Origin of the sequence: Coprococcus sp. OM04-5BH, assembly GCF_003482105.1 — a bacterium.
GTDB lineage: Bacteria > Bacillota > Clostridia > Lachnospirales > Lachnospiraceae > Coprococcus.
This window is the reverse complement of record NZ_QULM01000007.1, coordinates 48444-67902: the sequence shown is the minus strand read 5'-3', so window position 1 is coordinate 67902 and position 19459 is coordinate 48444. Positions and strand designations below refer to the sequence as shown.

General features: G+C 43.0%; 13 protein-coding genes. All 13 read left to right on the top strand.

Annotated elements, in window-relative coordinates; genetic code table 11:
• Window positions 1-14 precede the first annotated feature (14 nt).
• The 13 genes from DXB54_RS11300 to DXB54_RS11240 all read left to right on the top strand — a co-directional run bounded on the left by DXB54_RS11300 (window position 15) and on the right by DXB54_RS11240 (window position 19275).
• Window positions 15-518 carry a dihydrofolate reductase gene (locus DXB54_RS11300; RefSeq protein ID WP_118695234.1) on the top strand — a complete coding sequence of 168 codons (504 nt, stop codon included), beginning with the start codon at window positions 15-17 and terminating at the stop codon, window positions 516-518.
• Window positions 519-693: 175 nt separating this feature from the next.
• Window positions 694-1806 carry a heavy metal-binding domain-containing protein gene (locus tag DXB54_RS11295; RefSeq protein ID WP_021937998.1) on the top strand — a complete coding sequence of 371 codons (1113 nt, stop codon included), beginning with the start codon at window positions 694-696 and terminating at the stop codon, window positions 1804-1806.
• A gap of 22 nt (window positions 1807-1828) precedes the next feature.
• Entirely contained in the window at window positions 1829-2836 is a 1008-nt protein-coding gene (locus DXB54_RS11290) for a rhomboid family intramembrane serine protease (protein WP_021937999.1), read from the top strand.
• 42 nt (window positions 2837-2878) lie between these two features.
• The gene (locus DXB54_RS11285; protein ID WP_147361033.1) at window positions 2879-6091 is read left to right on the top strand and encodes a hypothetical protein; all 3213 of its coding nucleotides are present in this window, start codon (window positions 2879-2881) and stop codon (window positions 6089-6091) included.
• Between the two features lie 65 nt (window positions 6092-6156).
• Window positions 6157-9708 (top strand): hypothetical protein, encoded by a 3552-nt coding sequence (locus tag DXB54_RS11280; protein ID WP_118695253.1) that lies wholly within the window; start codon window positions 6157-6159, stop codon window positions 9706-9708.
• A gap of 99 nt (window positions 9709-9807) precedes the next feature.
• The gene (locus DXB54_RS11275; RefSeq protein WP_021937515.1) at window positions 9808-10806 is read left to right on the top strand and encodes a rod shape-determining protein; all 999 of its coding nucleotides are present in this window, start codon (window positions 9808-9810) and stop codon (window positions 10804-10806) included.
• A gap of 6 nt (window positions 10807-10812) precedes the next feature.
• Window positions 10813-12903 (top strand): YgiQ family radical SAM protein, encoded by a 2091-nt coding sequence (locus tag DXB54_RS11270; protein ID WP_118695231.1) that lies wholly within the window; start codon window positions 10813-10815, stop codon window positions 12901-12903.
• 191 nt (window positions 12904-13094) lie between these two features.
• A complete protein-coding gene (locus DXB54_RS11265; RefSeq protein WP_021937517.1) occupies window positions 13095-14279 on the top strand; it encodes an acetyl-CoA C-acetyltransferase in 1185 nt (394 codons plus the stop codon).
• Window positions 14280-14317: 38 nt separating this feature from the next.
• Window positions 14318-15145: an enoyl-CoA hydratase-related protein gene (locus DXB54_RS11260; RefSeq protein ID WP_021937518.1), complete on the top strand. Its 828-nt coding sequence runs from the start codon at window positions 14318-14320 to the stop codon at window positions 15143-15145.
• 167 nt (window positions 15146-15312) lie between these two features.
• Window positions 15313-16185 carry a 3-hydroxyacyl-CoA dehydrogenase family protein gene (locus DXB54_RS11255; protein WP_021937519.1) on the top strand — a complete coding sequence of 291 codons (873 nt, stop codon included), beginning with the start codon at window positions 15313-15315 and terminating at the stop codon, window positions 16183-16185.
• A 35-nt stretch (window positions 16186-16220) separates the two neighbouring features.
• Window positions 16221-17387, top strand: a complete 1167-nt coding sequence (locus tag DXB54_RS11250) for an acyl-CoA dehydrogenase (protein ID WP_021937520.1) — start codon at window positions 16221-16223, stop codon at window positions 17385-17387.
• A 16-nt stretch (window positions 17388-17403) separates the two neighbouring features.
• Entirely contained in the window at window positions 17404-18189 is a 786-nt protein-coding gene (locus DXB54_RS11245; RefSeq protein WP_021937521.1) for an electron transfer flavoprotein subunit beta/FixA family protein, read from the top strand.
• Window positions 18190-18213: 24 nt separating this feature from the next.
• Window positions 18214-19275, top strand: coding sequence for an electron transfer flavoprotein subunit alpha/FixB family protein (locus DXB54_RS11240; RefSeq protein WP_021937522.1), 1062 nt, complete (start codon window positions 18214-18216; stop codon window positions 19273-19275).
• Window positions 19276-19459: the final 184 nt, after the last annotated feature.

The window sequence follows — 19459 nt, the reverse complement described above, 5'->3', positions numbered from 1 at the left end:
GAGGGATATTTGCCATGAAGATGATAGCAGCAGTAGACAGAAACTGGGGTATAGGATATAAAGGAGAGCTTCTTACAAGGATATCTTCTGACCTCAAAAATTTTAAAACTCTTACAATAGGCGGCACGGTCATACTTGGAAGAAAGACTATAGAGGGATTTCCGGGGGCGAGACCTCTTCCGGGAAGGAAGAATATAGTTTTAAGTAGAAATAAGGAGCTTGATATAGAGGGAGCAATGGTTGTACATTCTATTGAAGAGCTTAAGGAAGTTCTGGCCGGACAGGAGAGCGATAAGGTATTTGTCATAGGAGGAGCGTCTGTTTATGAACAGCTTTTGCAATATTGTGACGGAGCGGTAATAACAAAGATAGATGAAGAGTTTATTGCAGATGCATATCTGCCTGTGCTTGATGATATGGATAGATGGAAGATGGTGGATGAGTCAGAGGAATATGAGGAGAAGGGGCATAGGTTCAAATTCTGTACTTATGTAAACAACAATCCTGAAAACTTGTGATAATAGACAAAAACCACTTTGATTTTTTGATATTTTTAACAATTTTTATTTGTATATTTTAATTCCATGTGATACAATTTTTACATTGGTTACATTGGGATGCGTACATCCCATTAAATAATCTGCTAGGCAGGGACTGGCGGAAATTTTTGCATGTTTTTTTGGAGGAGTAGACATGGAGGAAATTAAGATTACATCCGGAACAGGATTTGAGGGTTATGAGATCATGGAGTATGGTCCGTATAAGTTTACACAGATAATATTAAGCTCAAATTTTGTTAAGGAAATTGGCTCATCAATCGCAGATATTGCAACAGACAGAAGCAGCGTTTATCAGGCGAAGCTTGACGCAGCTATGAATGATGCAATCGTTGCATTTAAGGAGATGGTCGGTGAGACAGCATACAATGGAGTTATTGGATTTAATATCAATGTTGTTGACTACTCAAGTAATGTATCGGCAGTTGTTGCCAGTGGTACACTCGTTAAGGTGAACAAGGAGTATGTATCTGAGTTTCAGAAGGCTAATTTTGTAAGAAATGAGCTGTATGTAATGAACTACTATAACAAGGCAGTTCCAAGAGCAGTCAAGGTAATACTTGCATCAGAGGGGGACGGAACAAAGATTGCTGCCTGGTTTAATAATTACAGCCGTGAGGATATCAAGGCGATCAAGGCAGATATAGAGTTCGTTAATATATACGGAGATATAACAACACTTACAGGTGTTGATTTCGTATTTGACAGTCAGATCAATCTGTCGCTTTTAAAGTCAGATTATGCAGATTGTAAGCTTCCTGATAAGTACATAAAGCTTATTTCAAGCTCAAAGGTTTATATAAAGAAGTACGTAACGTCAAGAGGTGTATATGCATGCGGAGATGATCCTATTGATATAAACCTAAGCCCTGTTAAGTTCAATGCCCTGAAGAATAAGAGGGGTCTTGACGCTGTTGCAAATTACAAGTCAGACGGACTTGTATGGACATGTAACTGCGGACATGTGAATGAAGGCGGTGCAGAGGAATGTGTAATATGTGGAAGAAAGCAGGAAGATCTTAAGAGTACTGTTACATTTGATTATGAGCCAATGCTTGCAGAAATGCAGACCAAGGAGTACGTGGTTGAGCTTAAAGATGTGCTTAAGAAATATCTGCCAAGTCTTGACGCAAGCATAAGAATACAGTTATTGGAGATCATGGAATCAGGAAGCCAGTACGAGCGAAAGAGAGGAAACGCTAAGGATACGGTTATCGAGAAGATTGAGAATCTGTTCCTTGGCCTGTAGATAGTAGAGTATGCAGCAATATATGTTGCAGATCGTAAACAAGCTTAAAGAAAAGGGATATGTAAAACTAAACCCTGACACTAACAACGTATATGGTCGAGCCGAGGGCGGTACCATATACGTTGTTGTCATAGGTAGCGGTCATAATCTTGATGCGGACGATCTGAAGAGATTTAACAATAAGATAATAAGTGACATTTCCCAGGACACAGACAAGGACATAAGGCTGCTGAACATATTGTTAATGCCGGACGGTGTTTTCGATGACCGGATAAATCATATGATAGAGGTCATGGATAACCTGTGGCTGTTCACTGAGGATTATGGAAAGTTTTATGTCTTTGAGAATCAGATAGGTGATTTTGATGGCCTTGCAGATATACTCGATCATGAGATAAAGATTGAAAAAAAGAAGGACAGCAACAGGCTTCTCAGGATATTCGGAGTTGTTACTCCTATATTGCTTGCCATAAATGTTATTATATTTTTTCTGGACAGCATACTTACAAGAAAATATAATTTCAGACTCAATTACTATCTTGCAATAAATCCTTCAGCTGTCATTGAAGGTCATCAGTATTATCGTTTGTTTACTGCCATGTTTGTTCATTTTGGTATTGAACATCTGGTAAGCAATATGATCATACTTGAAGCGTTGGGAGCAAGGGTAGAGCATTTGCTTGGAAAGGTGATATATCCAATATGCTATATAGTTACAGGGATGGTGGCGTCCATAGGTTCCCTTGCGGCATGTTATCTGGGGCACCCATATGATTATGCGGGTGGAGCATCGGGAGCGTTGTTTGGACTTATGGGATTGCTCATAGTAATGGCATCTTTTAACAAGGGACGTGTGGGAGATATATCCTTAAGAAACCTTCTTATGCTTTGTTTTCTTACCATTGCAAATGGATATGTGTCGGATGGCATAGATAATGCCGCACATATCGTGGGACTGGTATTTGGAATAGTCCTTGGACTTTTAATGACACCCTACTATCAAAAGGTTGTAAAGAAACGCTTTTTATGATAAAATTTCAGGGTGATTATAAATACATAGGAGCAATCAAAAGTGGCTACAGGAATTAGTATGTCCAGCGTAAATAAAATAAAGGAACTTGCTGAAAACGGAGAGTATGGTCTTGCATTAGATATACTTGAGAATCAAGATCTGTCCAAGTCGCTAAGCCCGCAGTTTATAAGGGTATGCGGAGAGGTCTACTACGAGAATCATAAGTACCATGAAGCAAGGGCGGCTCTGGTAAGAGCACACTCCATGGCACCTGCAGGAAATAAGATCATATTTTCTCTGATACAGTTGTATCTGACCATGGGTCTCAGAACGCTGGCAGATAAGTATTATGAAGTGTACAAGTTTAATCTTGAAGGTAGAGAGGATGCCGGAGAGATACGTTTGGAGTATTTGTTTGCCAAGGCGGACAGGAAGCCGGTGCAGGAGCTTCGTGCCATGCTGGCAGCGGCAAATGATAAGGAAAAGGCAGAGCGGTGGGAATACGAGCATCTGCTCATTCTTGCTGCCTTGAAGGAGCAAGAAAAACTTAAGTACGAGGGAGAAGTGTTTAAGGCTACGTACAAGAAGTCCATCTACATAGATGATGTAAATGAGCTCCTGGCAGGAACTGCCGATCCAGAAAAAAAATTGTATTGCTTCCCTGAAAACGAGACCGCCGATGACGCTGCTGAGGATGCTGATACAAGAAAGATGGAAGAGAAGGCTCTTGAGGCGGATGACTACAGACTTAATCCTACAGCTCCTACCATAACCCTTATGGTTGAAAATGATGAGCCTGTTTCAGGCACAATGAAGATAAAACAGACTCTTGCAAGAAATAAGGCTAAAAGAGAAGAAAAGAAAGAAAAGAAGAAGCTTGCCAAGGCGGAGGCTGAAAGTAATGTTCAGAATACAGAGGGGGAGAATTCAGAGACTGCATCCGAGAAGCATGAGAAGAGGGGCTTTTTTAAGCGGAGAATGTCGAAGCAGGAAGAGGAAGAGATCATGGAGGCTCTTGCAGGAATAAAGGAGAGCAATGATGATAACACCACACTTCTTAATAAAATAATGGATGAGGAAGCAGCTCAGACAGAGAATAACGAGGCTGGCGAAGATACCGGAAAGACTGTGGAGAAACCTGAAACACCGCAGATTACGGAGGCTGAGGCCACAGAAAAAGCTGAAGATCCGAAGGAGATTGAGACATCGGAAGAACCTAAGGTTTCAGAGGCGGGTGAGTCCAGAGAAACAGGCAAGGCTGCGGAAACTGATAAGACTGATTCGGATGAAACAGAACAGCCTGTTGAGATTCAGAAGGCTGAAGCTCAGGCTGTTGACAGCAGTGAAGAAAATACCGATACAGCACAGACGGAAGCACAGGACGCTATCAGTAAGAAAAACACGGATACAGTGCAGGCAGAAGCAAAGGACGCTGACATTGATGAAGGCACTGAAAAGGCTGCTGAAGTTGGTGCATCTGAGGCTGATAGGGTGGCGGCGGCTCCGACACGCAAGTCTATAGTTCTTGAGAGCGTAAAGATAAAGCCTGATATAAGTGATATTAAGATAACAACTATGTCCGGGGATGATTATACATCAGATAATTTTGATCCGATGTTTGATGAAAACGATCTTGATGATCAGATAAACAGCATTATAGAAAGCGAAATCAATGGAGACAGAGATTCTCTTGCATATAATGATGTTGTACGGGAAGTTGAACAGCAGGAAATGGAGAGAAAGCGTAAGCGAGATGAGCGTGTAAGCTCAGATATGGGACTTGATAAGGATAGAGATTCCATGATATCAAACATGGAGCTTACAGAAGATAGTATGAGCTACAAGGCGAATGCTTCGGCTGACAGCTCTGACAGTAAGGCTGTATCTCCTGAATATGTAACAGATAATACGAAACTTTACGGTGTTGAAGCTACAGCGGAGGGCAGTGAAACACACACTGCTGATGTTGAAGGAAAGATCGATTCAGAGACTGTAACGGATAAAGATAATATAGACAGTAAAGAAAACACGGAAACAAATAATAAGAGTAATGACTCTGATGATGAGACGGAGAAATTTGATTTCATAAGTGTCGATGAAGACGATGAAGTTTCATTTGCAGAGAATGCAGATGAAGATGACATGGTCACAATAGATCATTCGCAGCTTACTGACTCTATGGAAGAAGTAGAGATTGAAGATCTCTCAAAATCAGAGGACGTAAAGCTTGTAGATCTTATGGATACACTCACAGATGTCAGTGAGGTTTCAGTAGATATAGTCGAAGAAACTTCTGAACCTGAGACTTCTGAACCTGAGACTTCTGAACTTGAAATTTCTGAAACTAAGACTTCCGGGCTTGAGGTTGATGAAGAGAAAACGGAATCTGAAGAAAGCAAGCAGTCGGAACAGCTTGAAACAGAGGTGATAGTGGAAGCTGAAACTGACCGGGAAACCACTCCGATAGTTGAGACTGAACCGGGAACAGAAACTTTTGAGTCTGTGGTTGAAACAGAAGCTGAGGAGGCTACAACAGAGGGCAAAACAGAAGAAGTAACAGCGGAGACTGAAGTCAAGCCGGTTGAAACAACAGAGACCGAAACGATAGAAATGACAGAAGCTGAAACAGAAGAAGCTGTTGAAGATGAAACGGCAACTGAAGTTGAGCCGGAGACGGTGACAGAGGCGGAAGGTGACATTGAACCGGAGACGGTAGCAGAAGCTGCACCTGAGGCTGAGCCGGAGGAGATAACAACTCCTGATGAACTGGATCAGATGTTAAGGGAGATTGAAATGATCTCCAGAGAGAATGAGAAGATAGTCAAGGAGTATGAAGATACTGCAAGGGCAGAAGAAGCGCAGCCGGTAGAGGAAGAAGAACCGGAACCGGTAAAATATGGTTTCCAGTCAGATAAGCTTGTAGGTGACGAAGGCTATGAATTTCCGATATTCAGATCAGAACTGTTCCCTGAGTATAACAGTGATGATAAGATTGGCGGCAACAAAGTATTTAATCCTGATGACATTAAACTTGAAAATCAGGAGAAAATAGATGAACATCTTGCAAAGGAGGAGGCACTTCTTAAAGAGACTGATGAGCTGCTTGCACGGCTTGGAATCGAATTGGGAACCAAGTATTATTCCGGTTCGGATTATTTTACCAAGGAACAGTTCGAAGAAGATCATGAGGCAGTAAAGAGGATGGATGCCAGTATTAATCAAAAACAAGATAAAAAAACAAAGGAAGATAATTCAAGATTCAAATTAAGATGATTATTAAATATAATTCTGCATACTTGACTTGAATGTATTAATGGAAGGAGGCGAACAAATTGGCTATGGATCAAACGGAGGCAATGATTGCTGCAATTAAAGCCCAGCTTGAAAAAGAAAGAGCTGCTGAAGCCGTAAAACAGAAGCGCCTTGAAGAAGAAGAGGCACTTAAAAATGGGGGAAAGAAAAAAGTCGACGACGGTGGCAAAAAGAGCCAATACAAGACATTATCTGCTGAAGAGTTAGCTCGTATCGAGGAGAAGAAACGGCGTAAGAAACTTGAAGCCATGGGACTTAACCCGGACGAGATTTTTGCTAAAGAAAAAGCGGAGAGAGAGGCTGAGGAGGCTGCTATACTACAACCGAAGACCGATGAGAAAGGTGCCAAAGAAAAGAGTGAAGAGAAGCCAGGCGGAGGCCTTGGTGGCCTTGGTGGCCTTGGTGGGGGCCTGGGCGGTCCAAGCCTTAGCCTTAATCTTGGAGGTATTGCCGGTGATGATGATGATGATGCACCTACCCTTGGCGGTGGGCTTGGCAGCTCCGGAGGTCTTGGCAGCGGCTTAGGCGGAAGTCTTGGAGGTCTCGGTGATAAGGAAGAGAAGTCAAAGAATAAGCCGTCTCTTGGAATAGATACAGATGTCAAGAAATCTGAAGATAAAGCTGGTAAATCCAAGAAGAATATGTTTGTATCCGGTGGCATTAAGTCTGACATGAAGGCTGAGAAAGAAACCTTCTCAGAGGACACAGAGGCAGTTATTGCTGACGATGATACAGAGTGGATTGCAGGTAAGAATGTCAAGGTTAAAGAGGTTAAGACTCCAAAGGGTAATGATGCAAACGGAGATCTGTTCAGTATTCTTCCGGACAGAGATGTAGCAGCAGGAAGTGATGTCAATTCAATGTATGACATTGATGATGATGACGAAGATGAAGATTTCCTTGGAGCAGGCATAAAGAATCTTTCTAACATTGATGAGACAAGTGAAGAAGAACTTGCCAGAAAGAAAGCTGAGGAAGAGGCTAAGAAGAAGGCTGAGGAAGAAGCTAAGAAGAAGGCTGAGGAAGAAGCTAAGAAGAAAGCTGAAGAAGAGGCCAAGAGAAAGGCAGAAGAGGAAGCTAAGAGAAAGAAAGCCGAGGAAGAGCGTAAGAAGATTGCTGCCGAAAAGGCTAAGGCTGAAAAGGAAGCCAAGAAGAAGCAGGCAATCGATAATGCAAAGAACAGGGCTGAGGAAGCTAAGAAGGTTGCCGAGACAGCCAGGAAGACTATAGATGAGGCCGAGAAGGCTGAGGTAGAGCTTACAAAGCAGATTGAAGAGTATGCTAAGAAACGTGAAAATTACGATCTTAAGCTCAAGTCTGACGCTGATGCTAAGGCTAAGGCAAACTCAGAGCTTCTTGAGAAGGAAGAGGCTAAACTTAACAGTGATGTTGAGGCACTTAAAAAGCAGATTGACGAGAACAAGAAGACTGCCAAGGAAGAGTCAGATAAAATCTTAAGCGGAATTAACACAGAGGAGATCAAGAATAAGATTATCAGCAACGCCCAGGCTGCTGCTGATGAAGCTATAAAGAAGCTTGCGGATAACAAGAAGGCAAACATTGATAAGTATGAAGCCGGTTACGCTGAGGCTGTCAAGAAGTTCGAGGCGGATGCCAAGAGTATCGAGGATACCAAAAATAGTGCTATTGCGGCTGCCAAGAAGAAGAAAGCTGATGCAGAAGCATCCGCTGATAAATTAGTGAAGGAAGCTGCGGGCGATAAGGAACGGGCAGGCGTTATCTTCAGTGATTCCAAGAAGGCTGAAGAGGAAGCTTCAAATAATCTGAAGAATACTTCTGACATGGAAGCAGAGTCAAGCAAGAAGCTTGATAAGCTCACAAACAGCCATAAGGGCATCCTTAACAGAGAAAGTGAGGCTCATAAGAAGGAGGCCGCAGCGGCTAAGGCATGCTCAGACGCCGAGAAGGCATTAGAGACAGCTAAAAAGGAAGAAGAGAGGATCAAGAAGCTTCTTGATGAAGCTATCAAGAAGAAAGAAGCAGCAGACGCTAAGATCAAGACAGTTACCGCTGATCTCGAAAAGGCAAAGGCTGAGATCAAGACGATCAGTGATGAGAAGGCTGCTTCTGACAAGGAAATCGCCGAGGTTAAGAAGGATGTTGAGTCCTTTAAGAAGGCAAAAGCTGAGGCACAGGAAGCCCTTGACGCAGCCAAGAAGTCTCTTGTTGAGGCTGAGGATCTTCTTTCAAAGGCTCAGGATATTGAAGAGCAGGCCGAACAGATCGTTGAAGAAGCAAAAATTACAGAAGAGGTTGAGCTTAAGAATGCAGAGGCCGTTGCCAAGGAAGCTAAGGATAAGCTTGAGGCAGATAAGAAGGAAAGTGAGAAGAAGCGAGAGGAGTATCTTGCTTCGGAGGAAGAGAGTTACGCTACTGCAGAGTCAGCAGAGCTTACAAAGGTTAAGACTGCAGCACTTAAGGCTGACAAGGAAGCTGCCGATGCTAAGGCGAAGGCAGAGGCTGATGCCAAGAAGCTGTTAAGCGACGCAGATAAGAAGGAAAGTGAACTTAAGAAGAAGATATCTGATCTCAGAACAGAGCAGGCAGAGAGAGTTGTTGCCCGTAAGCAAACCGCCAAGGAAGAGAAAGAGGCAGTTGAGGCTAAGAGAAGCAAGGATCTTGAGACTATCATAAAGGCTGAGACAGAGGTGAAGAATACTCTTGAGGATCACAGAAATAAAGCAAGTGCAGCAAAGGCTGTTCTTGAAAAAGCTATAAAGAGAGAAGAAGAGGCTCGTAAGGAAGCTGAACTTATTGAACAGGGTAAGGAAGAAGAGGCTGCTAAGCTTGCGTCGGAGGCAGAGGCTGCTGATGGAGTACAGGTTGAAGAGCAGGATACATCATCTATCGATGAGAAGCGTAAGGCACTTCCTAAGGAAGCCAAGTACCTGTATAAGTATCTCAGCGTAAATCCTGCAGGCGGACAGATAGTAAATATCCTCCAGACAATAAAGATGGATTCAAACAGAACAAAGAATCTTGTGGTTCTTGGTCTTCACGGATTCGGTCTTGCGAATATCGGAGAAGATTTTGCAAGAACATATCTTGATCTTGGATGGTGCAAGAATGCTGCAAAGGCTAAGATCAGTGCGAAGGGTATCAACTCAGCAAGCAGGGATAAGCTTACAGGTGCTATGAATAAGCTTAAGGGCGGATGTCTCATAATCGAGAATGCCGGTCTTGTAAGACCTGATAAGTTTAAGGAGATCATAGAATTATGCGCACCTGAAAAGAGTGATGTTAAGATAATCCTTACAGGTGAGAAGGTGGCTCTTTCAAATATGCTTGCAGATAATATGAGTCAGGCAAGACACTTTAATAACAGAGTTTACTTTGATCAGATTCAGGAAGCAAACATGGTTGATATTGCCAAGGGATACATGAGTGAGAAGGGATATAAGCCTGAGAGCGGCATGAGTGGAACTATTAAGAACCTGCTTATGTCTATGGAAACAGGAAATATCGACAGACTTCTCAAGGCAGTAGATGATGGCATAGCAAGAGCAGAAGCCAGAGATCCGCTTTCAAAGAAGCTTTTAAAGGCAGATATCCAATAAAAATTTTATTGATATAATTTGTTGAAAATAATGGCATCTATGCTTATAATTGTATTATTATAGGCTAGATGCCATTTTTAGTTAAAGGGAGAAGATACCATGCCAACCATGGATATAGGAATAGATTTAGGAACATCAAATGTACTTGTGTATGTGAGGGGAAGGGGAATTGTCATAAACCAGCCTTCCGTAGTAGCGTATGATGTTTATTCGAAGAAGATACTGGCTATTGGAGCCAAGGCTAAGAAGATGATAGGTAAGGCCCCTGAGAATATAGAGGTTGTGAGGCCGCTTAAGAAGGGCGTTGTGTTCGACCTTACTATCACAGAGAGGATGTTAAAGGCATTTATCAAGACGGCTATGGAGAAACGTATAAGCGTAGGGAGACCCAAGGTGTGTGTGTGTGTGCCAAGTGGGATAACAGAGGTAGAGAGAAGAGCTGTTGAGGACGCAGTATACAGAACCGGAGCCAAGACTGTTTATGTTCTGGAAGAGCCGTTGGCAGCCGCTATAGGAACATCAATTGATATAAACAGTGCCAGAGGAAGTATGGTGGTCGATATCGGCGGAGGTACTACGGATATTGCAGTGGTATCCTTGGGAGGTACAGTGGAAAGCCAGTCCATAAAATGTGCCGGAGACGATTATAATGCTGCCATGATAAAGTATATAAGGAGGAAGTATAATCTTCTTATAGGTGAGCAGACAGCAGAGAATGCCAAGATTGCTATAGGATCAGTTTATGAAAGACCTGAGGAACTTACGTATACAGTTAAGGGAAGAGATCTTATAAGGGGGCTTCCTAAGGGGATTACCATAAATGCAAATGAGACCATAGAAGCCTTCAGTGAGCCTACCATGCAGATACTTAATGCCATACATGGAATACTGGAAGTGGCCCCTCCGGAGCTGGTTGCGGATATTTCGGTTTCGGGTATTACTCTTACCGGTGGCGGAAGTCTTATGTATGGAATGGACAAGCTCATAAAGGAAAAGACCGGAATTGATACCTATGTAAGTGACCGTGCTCTTGAGGCGGTAGTGCTTGGCGCAGGTATGGCTGAGGATATTCCTGAATACAGCAGAGGGACAGAATAATTTACTATGAAAGATTTTTTACCTGTAAATAGAGAAGACATGAATAAGAGGGGATGGGAACAGCCGGACTTCGTGTATGTCACGGGGGATGCGTATGTTGACCATCCTTCATTTGGTTCTGCCATCATAAGCAGAGTCCTGGAGGCTCATGGATATAAGGTCTGCATGATACCTCAGCCTGACTGGAAGAGGGATGACAGTATAGATGTGTTTGGCGAACCGAGACTTGGATTTCTGGTCTGTGGAGGAAATATGGACTCCATGGTCAATCACTACACTGTAAATAAAAAACACAGGAGCAGGGACGCATATTCTCCCGGAGGAGTTATGGGATTGCGTCCGGATTATGCCACGGTGGTATATTGTAATCTGATCAGGAGAACTTACAAGAACACTCCTATAATCATAGGCGGTATAGAGGCCAGCCTCAGAAGGCTTGCCCACTATGATTATTGGTCTGACAAGCTTAAACATTCTATCCTTATAGATTCCCAGGCGGATATCATATCCTATGGCATGGGCGAGAAAAGCATTGTTGAGATCGCAGACGCTCTTGACAGCGGCATTGATGTCAAGGATATATCATTTGTCCGGGGAACAGTTTATAAGACAAGGCATTTAGATGACGTATATGACTATAAGCTTCTGCCGTCGTATAATGAGCTTCAGGCCGACAGGATGAAGTACGCGGAAAGCTTCGGGATCCAGTATAAAAATACGGACCCGTTTGTGGCAAAAACTCTGGTTGAGGGGTACGGCAACAGGGGGTATGTGGTGCAGAACCCACCTGCCATGCCTTTGACTGAGATGGAAATGGATGATGTATACGATCTTCCTTACATGAATGACTATCATCCTATGTACAGGGAGAGTGGTGGTATACCTGCCATTTCCGAGGTTAAGTTCAGCCTTACCAGCAACAGAGGGTGCTTTGGAGGCTGCAGCTTCTGTGCCCTGACCTTCCATCAGGGAAGGATAGTGCAGACAAGAAGTCACGAGTCCATTATAAAAGAAGCTGTAAATATGACAAAAAATCCGGATTTTAAGGGATATATACATGATGTGGGAGGCCCTACGGCGAATTTCAGACACATGGCATGTAAGAAACAGGAGAAATACGGAGCCTGTCCGGAGAAACAATGTCTTTTCCCTAAACCGTGTAAAAATCTTGTGGTGGATCACAAGGATTATCTGGATCTTCTTGCCAAGCTAAGAAACATAGAGGGAGTGAAAAAGGTATTTGTACGTTCCGGTATAAGGTTTGACTATGTTATGGCAGACAAGGATGACAGGTTTTTAAAGGAGTTGTGCAGATATTATATAAGCGGCCAGCTTAGAGTGGCTCCGGAACATATAAGCGATAATGTGCTTAAGCTTATGGGTAAGCCGGAGAATTCTGTATATGAAGCATTTATAAATAAATACCGTAAGGTGAATAATCTGACGGGCAAGGAACAGTATCTTGTGCCTTATCTTATGTCATCACATCCGGGTTCCACCATGAAAGACGCTATTGCTTTGGCGGAGTATATAAGAGATATAGGTTACATGCCGGAACAGGTTCAGGATTTTTATCCTACGCCTTCAACTATATCTACATGTATGTATTATACAGGCGTGGATCCAAGAAATATGGAGAAGGTTTATGTGCCAAGAAATCCTCATGAAAAGGCCATGCAGAGAGCACTTATCCAGTACAGGAAGCCGGAAAACTATGATCTTGTAAAGGAAGCTCTTATAAAGGGGCACCGTGAAGATCTGATCGGATTTAGTGAGAAGTGCCTCATAAGGCCGAGGAAGCCAGCGTCGGATACGGACAAAAAATCCTATGCCGGCAGGGATGACAATGCCGTAAATGATAATGGAAGAATTGACAATAAACATAAAAGTAAAAGCGGCAGTAAAACCAATAATAAGAACGGCGCTCCGGATGGTAGAAAAGGTATCGGTAGAAATAAAAACAGACCGGATGACAAGAGAGGCACCGGTAAAAATAGTAACAAGACGGATAGAGGGAAACGTGCTGATAAAAATAATCCGGGAACAAAAAATAAAACCCGAGGGCAGCAAAGAAACACCGGTAAAGGCAGAAAATAAGTCGTTTTTATCATGACTTGTATTATTTTTAGAACAGACTAAAGGGGCAATTTATATTGCACCCTTTTTTCTTTTGTGATAGAATGAGTGCAGTCTATGTAGTTTAATGGAATATTTGTAAGGAATTTTAATGCTTTTTTCAGAATATTTCACTGAACACATTTAAAATATTTCATGGAGGATAAAAGGATATGTCAAAGAAAATCGTTTTAGCTGGCGCATGCCGTACAGCTATCGGAACAATGGGTGGTGCACTCTCAACAACTCCAGCACCAGTATTAGGATCAATCGTAATCAAGGAAGCTTTAAAGAGAGCTGGAGTTCCAGCTGACAAGGTAGACCATGTATACATGGGCTGTGTAATCCAGGCTGGTCTCGGACAGAACGTTGCCCGTCAGGCTTCAATCAAGGCTGGTCTTCCGGTTGAGACAACAGCAGTTACAGTAAACGTTGTATGTGGTTCAGGTCTTAACTGTGTAAACATGGCTGCACAGATGATTGAAGCAGGCGATGCTGATATCGTTGTTGCAGGTGGTATGGAAAACATGTCAATGGCTCCATATGCAGTAATGCAGGGTCGTTACGGTTACAGAATGAATGATGGCAAGTTAGTAGATACAATGGTACATGATGCTCTCTGGGATGCATTCAATGATTACCACATGATCAAGACAGCTGACAATATCTGTGAGCAGTGGGGACTTACTCGTGAAGAGCTTGATGTATTTGCAGCTAACAGCCAGGCTAAGGCAGTTGCAGCTCAGGAATCTGGTGCATTTGACGCTGAGATCGTTCCTGTAGAGATCAAGAAGAAGAAAGAAACAGTTGTATTCGCTAAGGATGAGGGCCCAAGACCTGGAACAACTCCAGAGACACTTGCAAGACTCAGAACTATCAATCCTAACGGATTTGTTACAGCAGGTAACGCTTCAGGTATCAATGATGGTGCTGCAGCTATCGTTGTAATGAGCGAAGAGAAGGCTAAGGAACTTGGTGTTAAGCCAATGGCTACATGGGTAGCCGGTGCACTTGGTGGTGTTGATCCTTCAATCATGGGTATCGGACCTGTTGCATCAACAAAGAAGGTTATGGCTAAGACAGGTCTTAAGATTGAAGACTTCGATATCATCGAGGCAAATGAGGCATTTGCAGCTCAGTCAGTAGCAGTTGGTAAGGATCTTGGAATCGACGTTGAGAAGCAGCTTAATCCAAACGGTGGTGCTATCGCACTCGGACATCCGGTTGGAGCTTCAGGATGCCGTATCCTTGTTACACTTCTCCATGAGATGCAGGCAAGAGGTGCTAAGACAGGTCTTGCTACACTTTGTATCGGTGGTGGAATGGGTTGCTCAACAGTCGTTAAGATTGAGGACTAATTATATACAATAAATCAGTTATATAAAGGAGATACCTAATGGAATTCGTTACATACGAGCAGGAAGGTTACGTTGGAATCGTAACAATTAATCGTCCAAAGGCATTAAATGCACTTAACAGTGCAGTTCTTGAAGAACTCGAAGCTACATTTAAGGCTGTAGATTTAGAGGCAACAAGATGTCTTATTCTTACAGGTGCAGGCGACAAGTCATTTGTTGCAGGCGCAGATATAGGAGAGATGTCAACTCTTACAAAGGCAGAAGGTGAAGCCTTTGGTAAGAAGGGTAATGACGTGTTCAGAATGATCGAGACATTCCCAATCCCTGTTATTGCAGCTGTTAATGGATTTGCTCTCGGTGGTGGATGCGAGATATCAATGAGCTGTGATATCAGACTTTGCTCTGACAATGCAGTATTCGGTCAACCTGAGGTTGGTCTCGGTATCACACCTGGATTTGGCGGAACACAGAGACTTGCAAGACTTGTGGGCGCTGGTATGGCTAAGCAGCTTATCTATACAGCAAGAAACATCAAGGCTGCAGATGCTTACAGAATAGGTCTTGTAAATGACGTATTCAAGGCAACAGTAGATGAAGAGGGTAATGTTACAGCAACAGCACAGGAGAATCTTCTTGCAGGAGCAAAGAAGATGGCTGCTGGTATTGCTGCGAACGCACCTATCGCAGTTCGTAACTGCAAGAAGGCAATAAATGATGGTCTTCAGGTTAATATTGATGAAGCTATCGTTATTGAGGAGAAGCTTTTTGGCGACTGTTTCGAGACAGAGGATCAGAAGGCAGGCATGGGCAACTTCCTTGCACCTAAGGATAAGAAAGTTAAGGTTGTTCCATTCCAGAACAAATAAGATGTGCAGTTAAACTGTATATTTTATCATTAAGATATTATCACTTTCAGGATGGTCCCAACAAACCATCCTAAAAGTGTGATATAAAAGAAAATGGCTGTATAAACGAAACGTATATGAATTTTTACGGTACATTTTCAAAAAAATCATTTAGGAGGAATTGTAAAATGAAGGTTGGCGTAATTGGCGCAGGCACCATGGGACAGGGCATTGCTAAGGCATTTGCTATGGTTGACGGATATGAAGTTGCACTCTGCGATATCAAGCAGGAGTGGGCAGAAGGCGGTAAGGATAAGATCGCCAAGGGCTATGCAAGACTTGTTGAAAAAGGAAAGATGACACAGGAGAAGGTTGATGCAATCCTTAACAGCATTACTCCTGGTCTCAAAGAAGACCTTTGTGCAGATTGTGACCTTATCGTTGAGGCTGCTTTCGAGAACATGGAAGTTAAGAAGACAACATTCTCAGAGCTTGACAAGATCTGCAAGCCAGAGTGTATCTTTGCTTCAAACACATCAAGCCTTTCAATCACAGAGATTGGAAATGGCCTTACACGTCCAATGATCGGTATGCATTTCTTTAACCCGGCAGATCGTATGAAGCTTGTTGAGGTTATTGCAGGTGTTAATACTCCACAGGAGACAGTTGATACAATCGTTAAGATCGCAGAAGAGATCGGTAAGACTCCGGTACAGGTAAATGAGGCTGCTGGTTTCGTTGTAAATCGTATCCTTATCCCAATGATCAACGAAGCTGCTTTCATCAAGATGGAAGGTGTTTCAGATATCGCCGGTATCGATGCTGCTATGAAGCTTGGTGCAAATCATCCAATGGGACCACTTGAGTTAGGTGATTTTGTTGGTCTTGATATCTGCCTTGCAATTATGGATGTTCTCTACAATGAGACAGGCGACAGCAAGTATCGTGCATGTCCACTTCTTCGTAAGATGGTTCGTGGCGGTAATCTCGGTGTCAAGAGCGGTAAGGGATTTTATGTATACAATGCAGACCGTACAAAGACCCCTGTAGATGCTCAGTAATTAAGACGCAAATTGTTTTAGGAGGATAATAAACAATGGATTTCACTTTAGACAAAAAGTATGAAATGGCGCAGAATCTTTTCAGAGAATTTGCCCAGAATGAAGTAAAGCCACTTGCTCAGGAAATCGACGAACAGCACAGATTCCCAAGAGAGACAGTTGATAAGATGGCTAAGTATGGTTTCCTTGGTATTCCGGTAGCTAAGGAAGATGGCGGACAGGGATGTGATCCACTTACATACGTTATGTGTGTAGAGGAACTCTCAAAGGTATGCGGTACAACAGGTGTTATTGTTTCAGCACATACATCACTCTGTGTTGACCCAATCCAGACATTTGGTACACCAGCACAGAAGGCTAAGTATCTTCCAGATCTTGCATCAGGCAAGAAGCTTGGAGCTTTCGGTCTTACAGAGCCAGGTGCCGGTACAGACGCCCAGGGACAGCAGACAAAGGCTGTACTTGATGGTGACGAGTGGGTTCTTAACGGATCAAAGTGCTTCATCACAAATGGTAAGGAAGCTGACGTATATATCATCATCGCTGTTACAGGTGTTGTTGAGAAGCGTGGTAGAAAGCAGAAAGAAATTTCAGCATTTATCGTAGATAAGGGAACACCAGGATTCACATTCGGTACAAAGGAAAACAAGATGGGTATCTGTGGTTCATCAACATATGAGCTTATCTTCACAGACTGCCGTATTCCTAAGGACGCTCTTCTTGGACAGAAGGGTAAGGGCTTTGGTATCGCAATGCATACACTTGATGGTGGACGTATCGGTATTGCAGCTCAGGCTCTTGGTATTGCTGAGGGTGCTCTTGATACAACAATCGCTTACGTTAAGGAAAGAAAGCAGTTTGGTCGTTCAATCGCTCAGTTCCAGAATACACAGTTCGTACTTGCTGATCTTGCAACAAAGGTTGAGGCAGCTAAGTTACTTGTATACAAGGCGGCTAAGAAGAAGGAACAGTACCAGGCAGACCACAAGACTTCATATTCAGTAGAGGCAGCTATGGCTAAGCTTTGTGCAGCTGAAGTTGCAATGGAAGTTACTACTAAGTGTGTTCAGTTACACGGTGGTTATGGTTACATTAAGGAATATGATGTAGAACGTATGATGCGTGATGCTAAGATTACAGAAATTTACGAGGGTACTTCAGAAGTACAGCGTATGGTTATTTCTGCAAACTTATTAAAGTAAATAGGAGGTACTTAACGTGAAGGTTATAGTTTGTATAAAGCAGGTACCTGATACAAAGGGTGGCGTTCAGTTTAACCCAGACGGTACATTAAACAGAGGAGCAATGCTCTCAATCATGAATCCTGACGATAAGGCTGGTCTTGAGGCTGCACTCAGATTAAAGGATGAGTACGGTGCAGAGGTTACAGTTCTTACAATGGGTCTTCCAAAGGCTGCAGATGTACTTCAGGAAGCAATTGCAATGGGTGCTGACAAGGGTGTCCTTGTAACAGACAGAGTTCTTGGTGGAGCTGATACATGGGCAACATCAACAACTATCGCCGGTGCTTTAAGAAAGCTTGAGTATGACCTCATTATCACAGGCCGTCAGGCTATCGATGGTGATACAGCACAGGTTGGTCCACAGATCGCTGAGCATCTCGGACTTCCTGTTATCTCATATGCACAGGAGATCAAGGTTGACGGAGACAGCGTTATCGTTAAGCGTCAGTATGATGATGGTTATCATATGCTTAAGGCTAAGATGCCATGTCTTATTACAGCACTTTCAGAGTTAAATGAGCCAAGATACATGACTCCAGGTGGAATTTTTGATGCAGTTAATGCAGAGATCACAACATTTGGAAGAGCTGATCTTGTAGATGTAGATGATTCAAATATCGGTCTTAAGGGCTCACCTACAAAGATTGCTAAGGCATCAGATAAGGTAAGAAAGGGTGCAGGCGAGAAGGTTGTACCTGATTCTCCAGAAGATGCAGTAAACTACATTGTTGGTAAATTATGCGAGAAGCATGTAATCTAATAAAAAGGAAAAGTGGTGAATAAAATGGGCGCAATGAACGCAGAAGATATGGCACAGTACAAGGGCGTATTCGTCTTTGCACAGCAGGTAGATAATAAAGTTAGCGGTATCTCTTTCGAACTTATCGGTGAAGGAAAGAGACTTGCAGAGAAGTTAGATACAGACGTAACAGCAGTACTTATCGGTTCAGAGGTTTCAGGCCTTGTTGATGAACTTGCTGAGTATGGTGCTGATAAAGTTATCGTTGTTGATGATCCAGAGTTAAAGGACTACAGAACAGAGCCTTATGCACATGCTCTTGCATCAGTTATCAACGAGTACAAGCCAGAGATCATGTTAGTTGGTGCTACAGCTATCGGTCGTGATCTTGGTCCTACAGTTTCAGCCAGAGTTGCAACAGGACTTACAGCTGACTGTACATTACTTGAGATCGGTGATTTCCCACTTGTTGCACTTCCAAATCAGGTACAGAAGCACAATCAGCTTCTTATGACACGTCCTGCATTCGGTGGTAATACAATCGCTACAATCGCATGTCCTGATAACAGACCACAGATGGCAACAGTTCGTCCTGGTGTTATGCAGAAGCTTGACAGAGTAGCAGGAAAGAAAGCAGAAGTTATCAATTACAATCCTGGCTTCACACCAAACAACAAGTATGTTGAGATTCTTGAGATTTCAAAGGCAGTTTCAGATATCAAGGATATCATGGACGCTAAGATCCTTGTTTCAGGTGGACGTGGAGTTGGTTCAGCAGAGAACTTCAAGCTTCTTGATGATCTTGCAGAGGTACTTGGCGGACAGGTATCATGCTCACGTGCAGTTGTAGATTCAGGCTGGAAGCCAAAGGAGCTTCAGGTTGGTCAGACTGGTAAGACAGTTCGTCCAAACGTATACTTCGCTATCGGTATTTCAGGTGCTATCCAGCACGTAGCAGGTATGGAAGAGTCAGACATCATTGTTGCTATCAACAAGGATGAGGACGCTCCAATCTTTGATGTAGCTGATTATGGTGTAGTTGGTGATCTTAATAAGATTGTTCCTGCACTTACAGAGGCTATCAAGGCTCAGCTTGCAAATAAGTAATATAGTCATTTTAAATTGTATTATAAATAGCCCACGAGAGGCGTGTCATTGTATGGCATGCCTCTTTTAATTAATGTAATGATGTCTATGACATCGTTACGCTGCAGCAACCCTTGCCAGAGGAAGCACCAAGTGTCGAAGGCACATTTAGAATGGTGCTGACGAAATGCCGCCGAGAGATTGT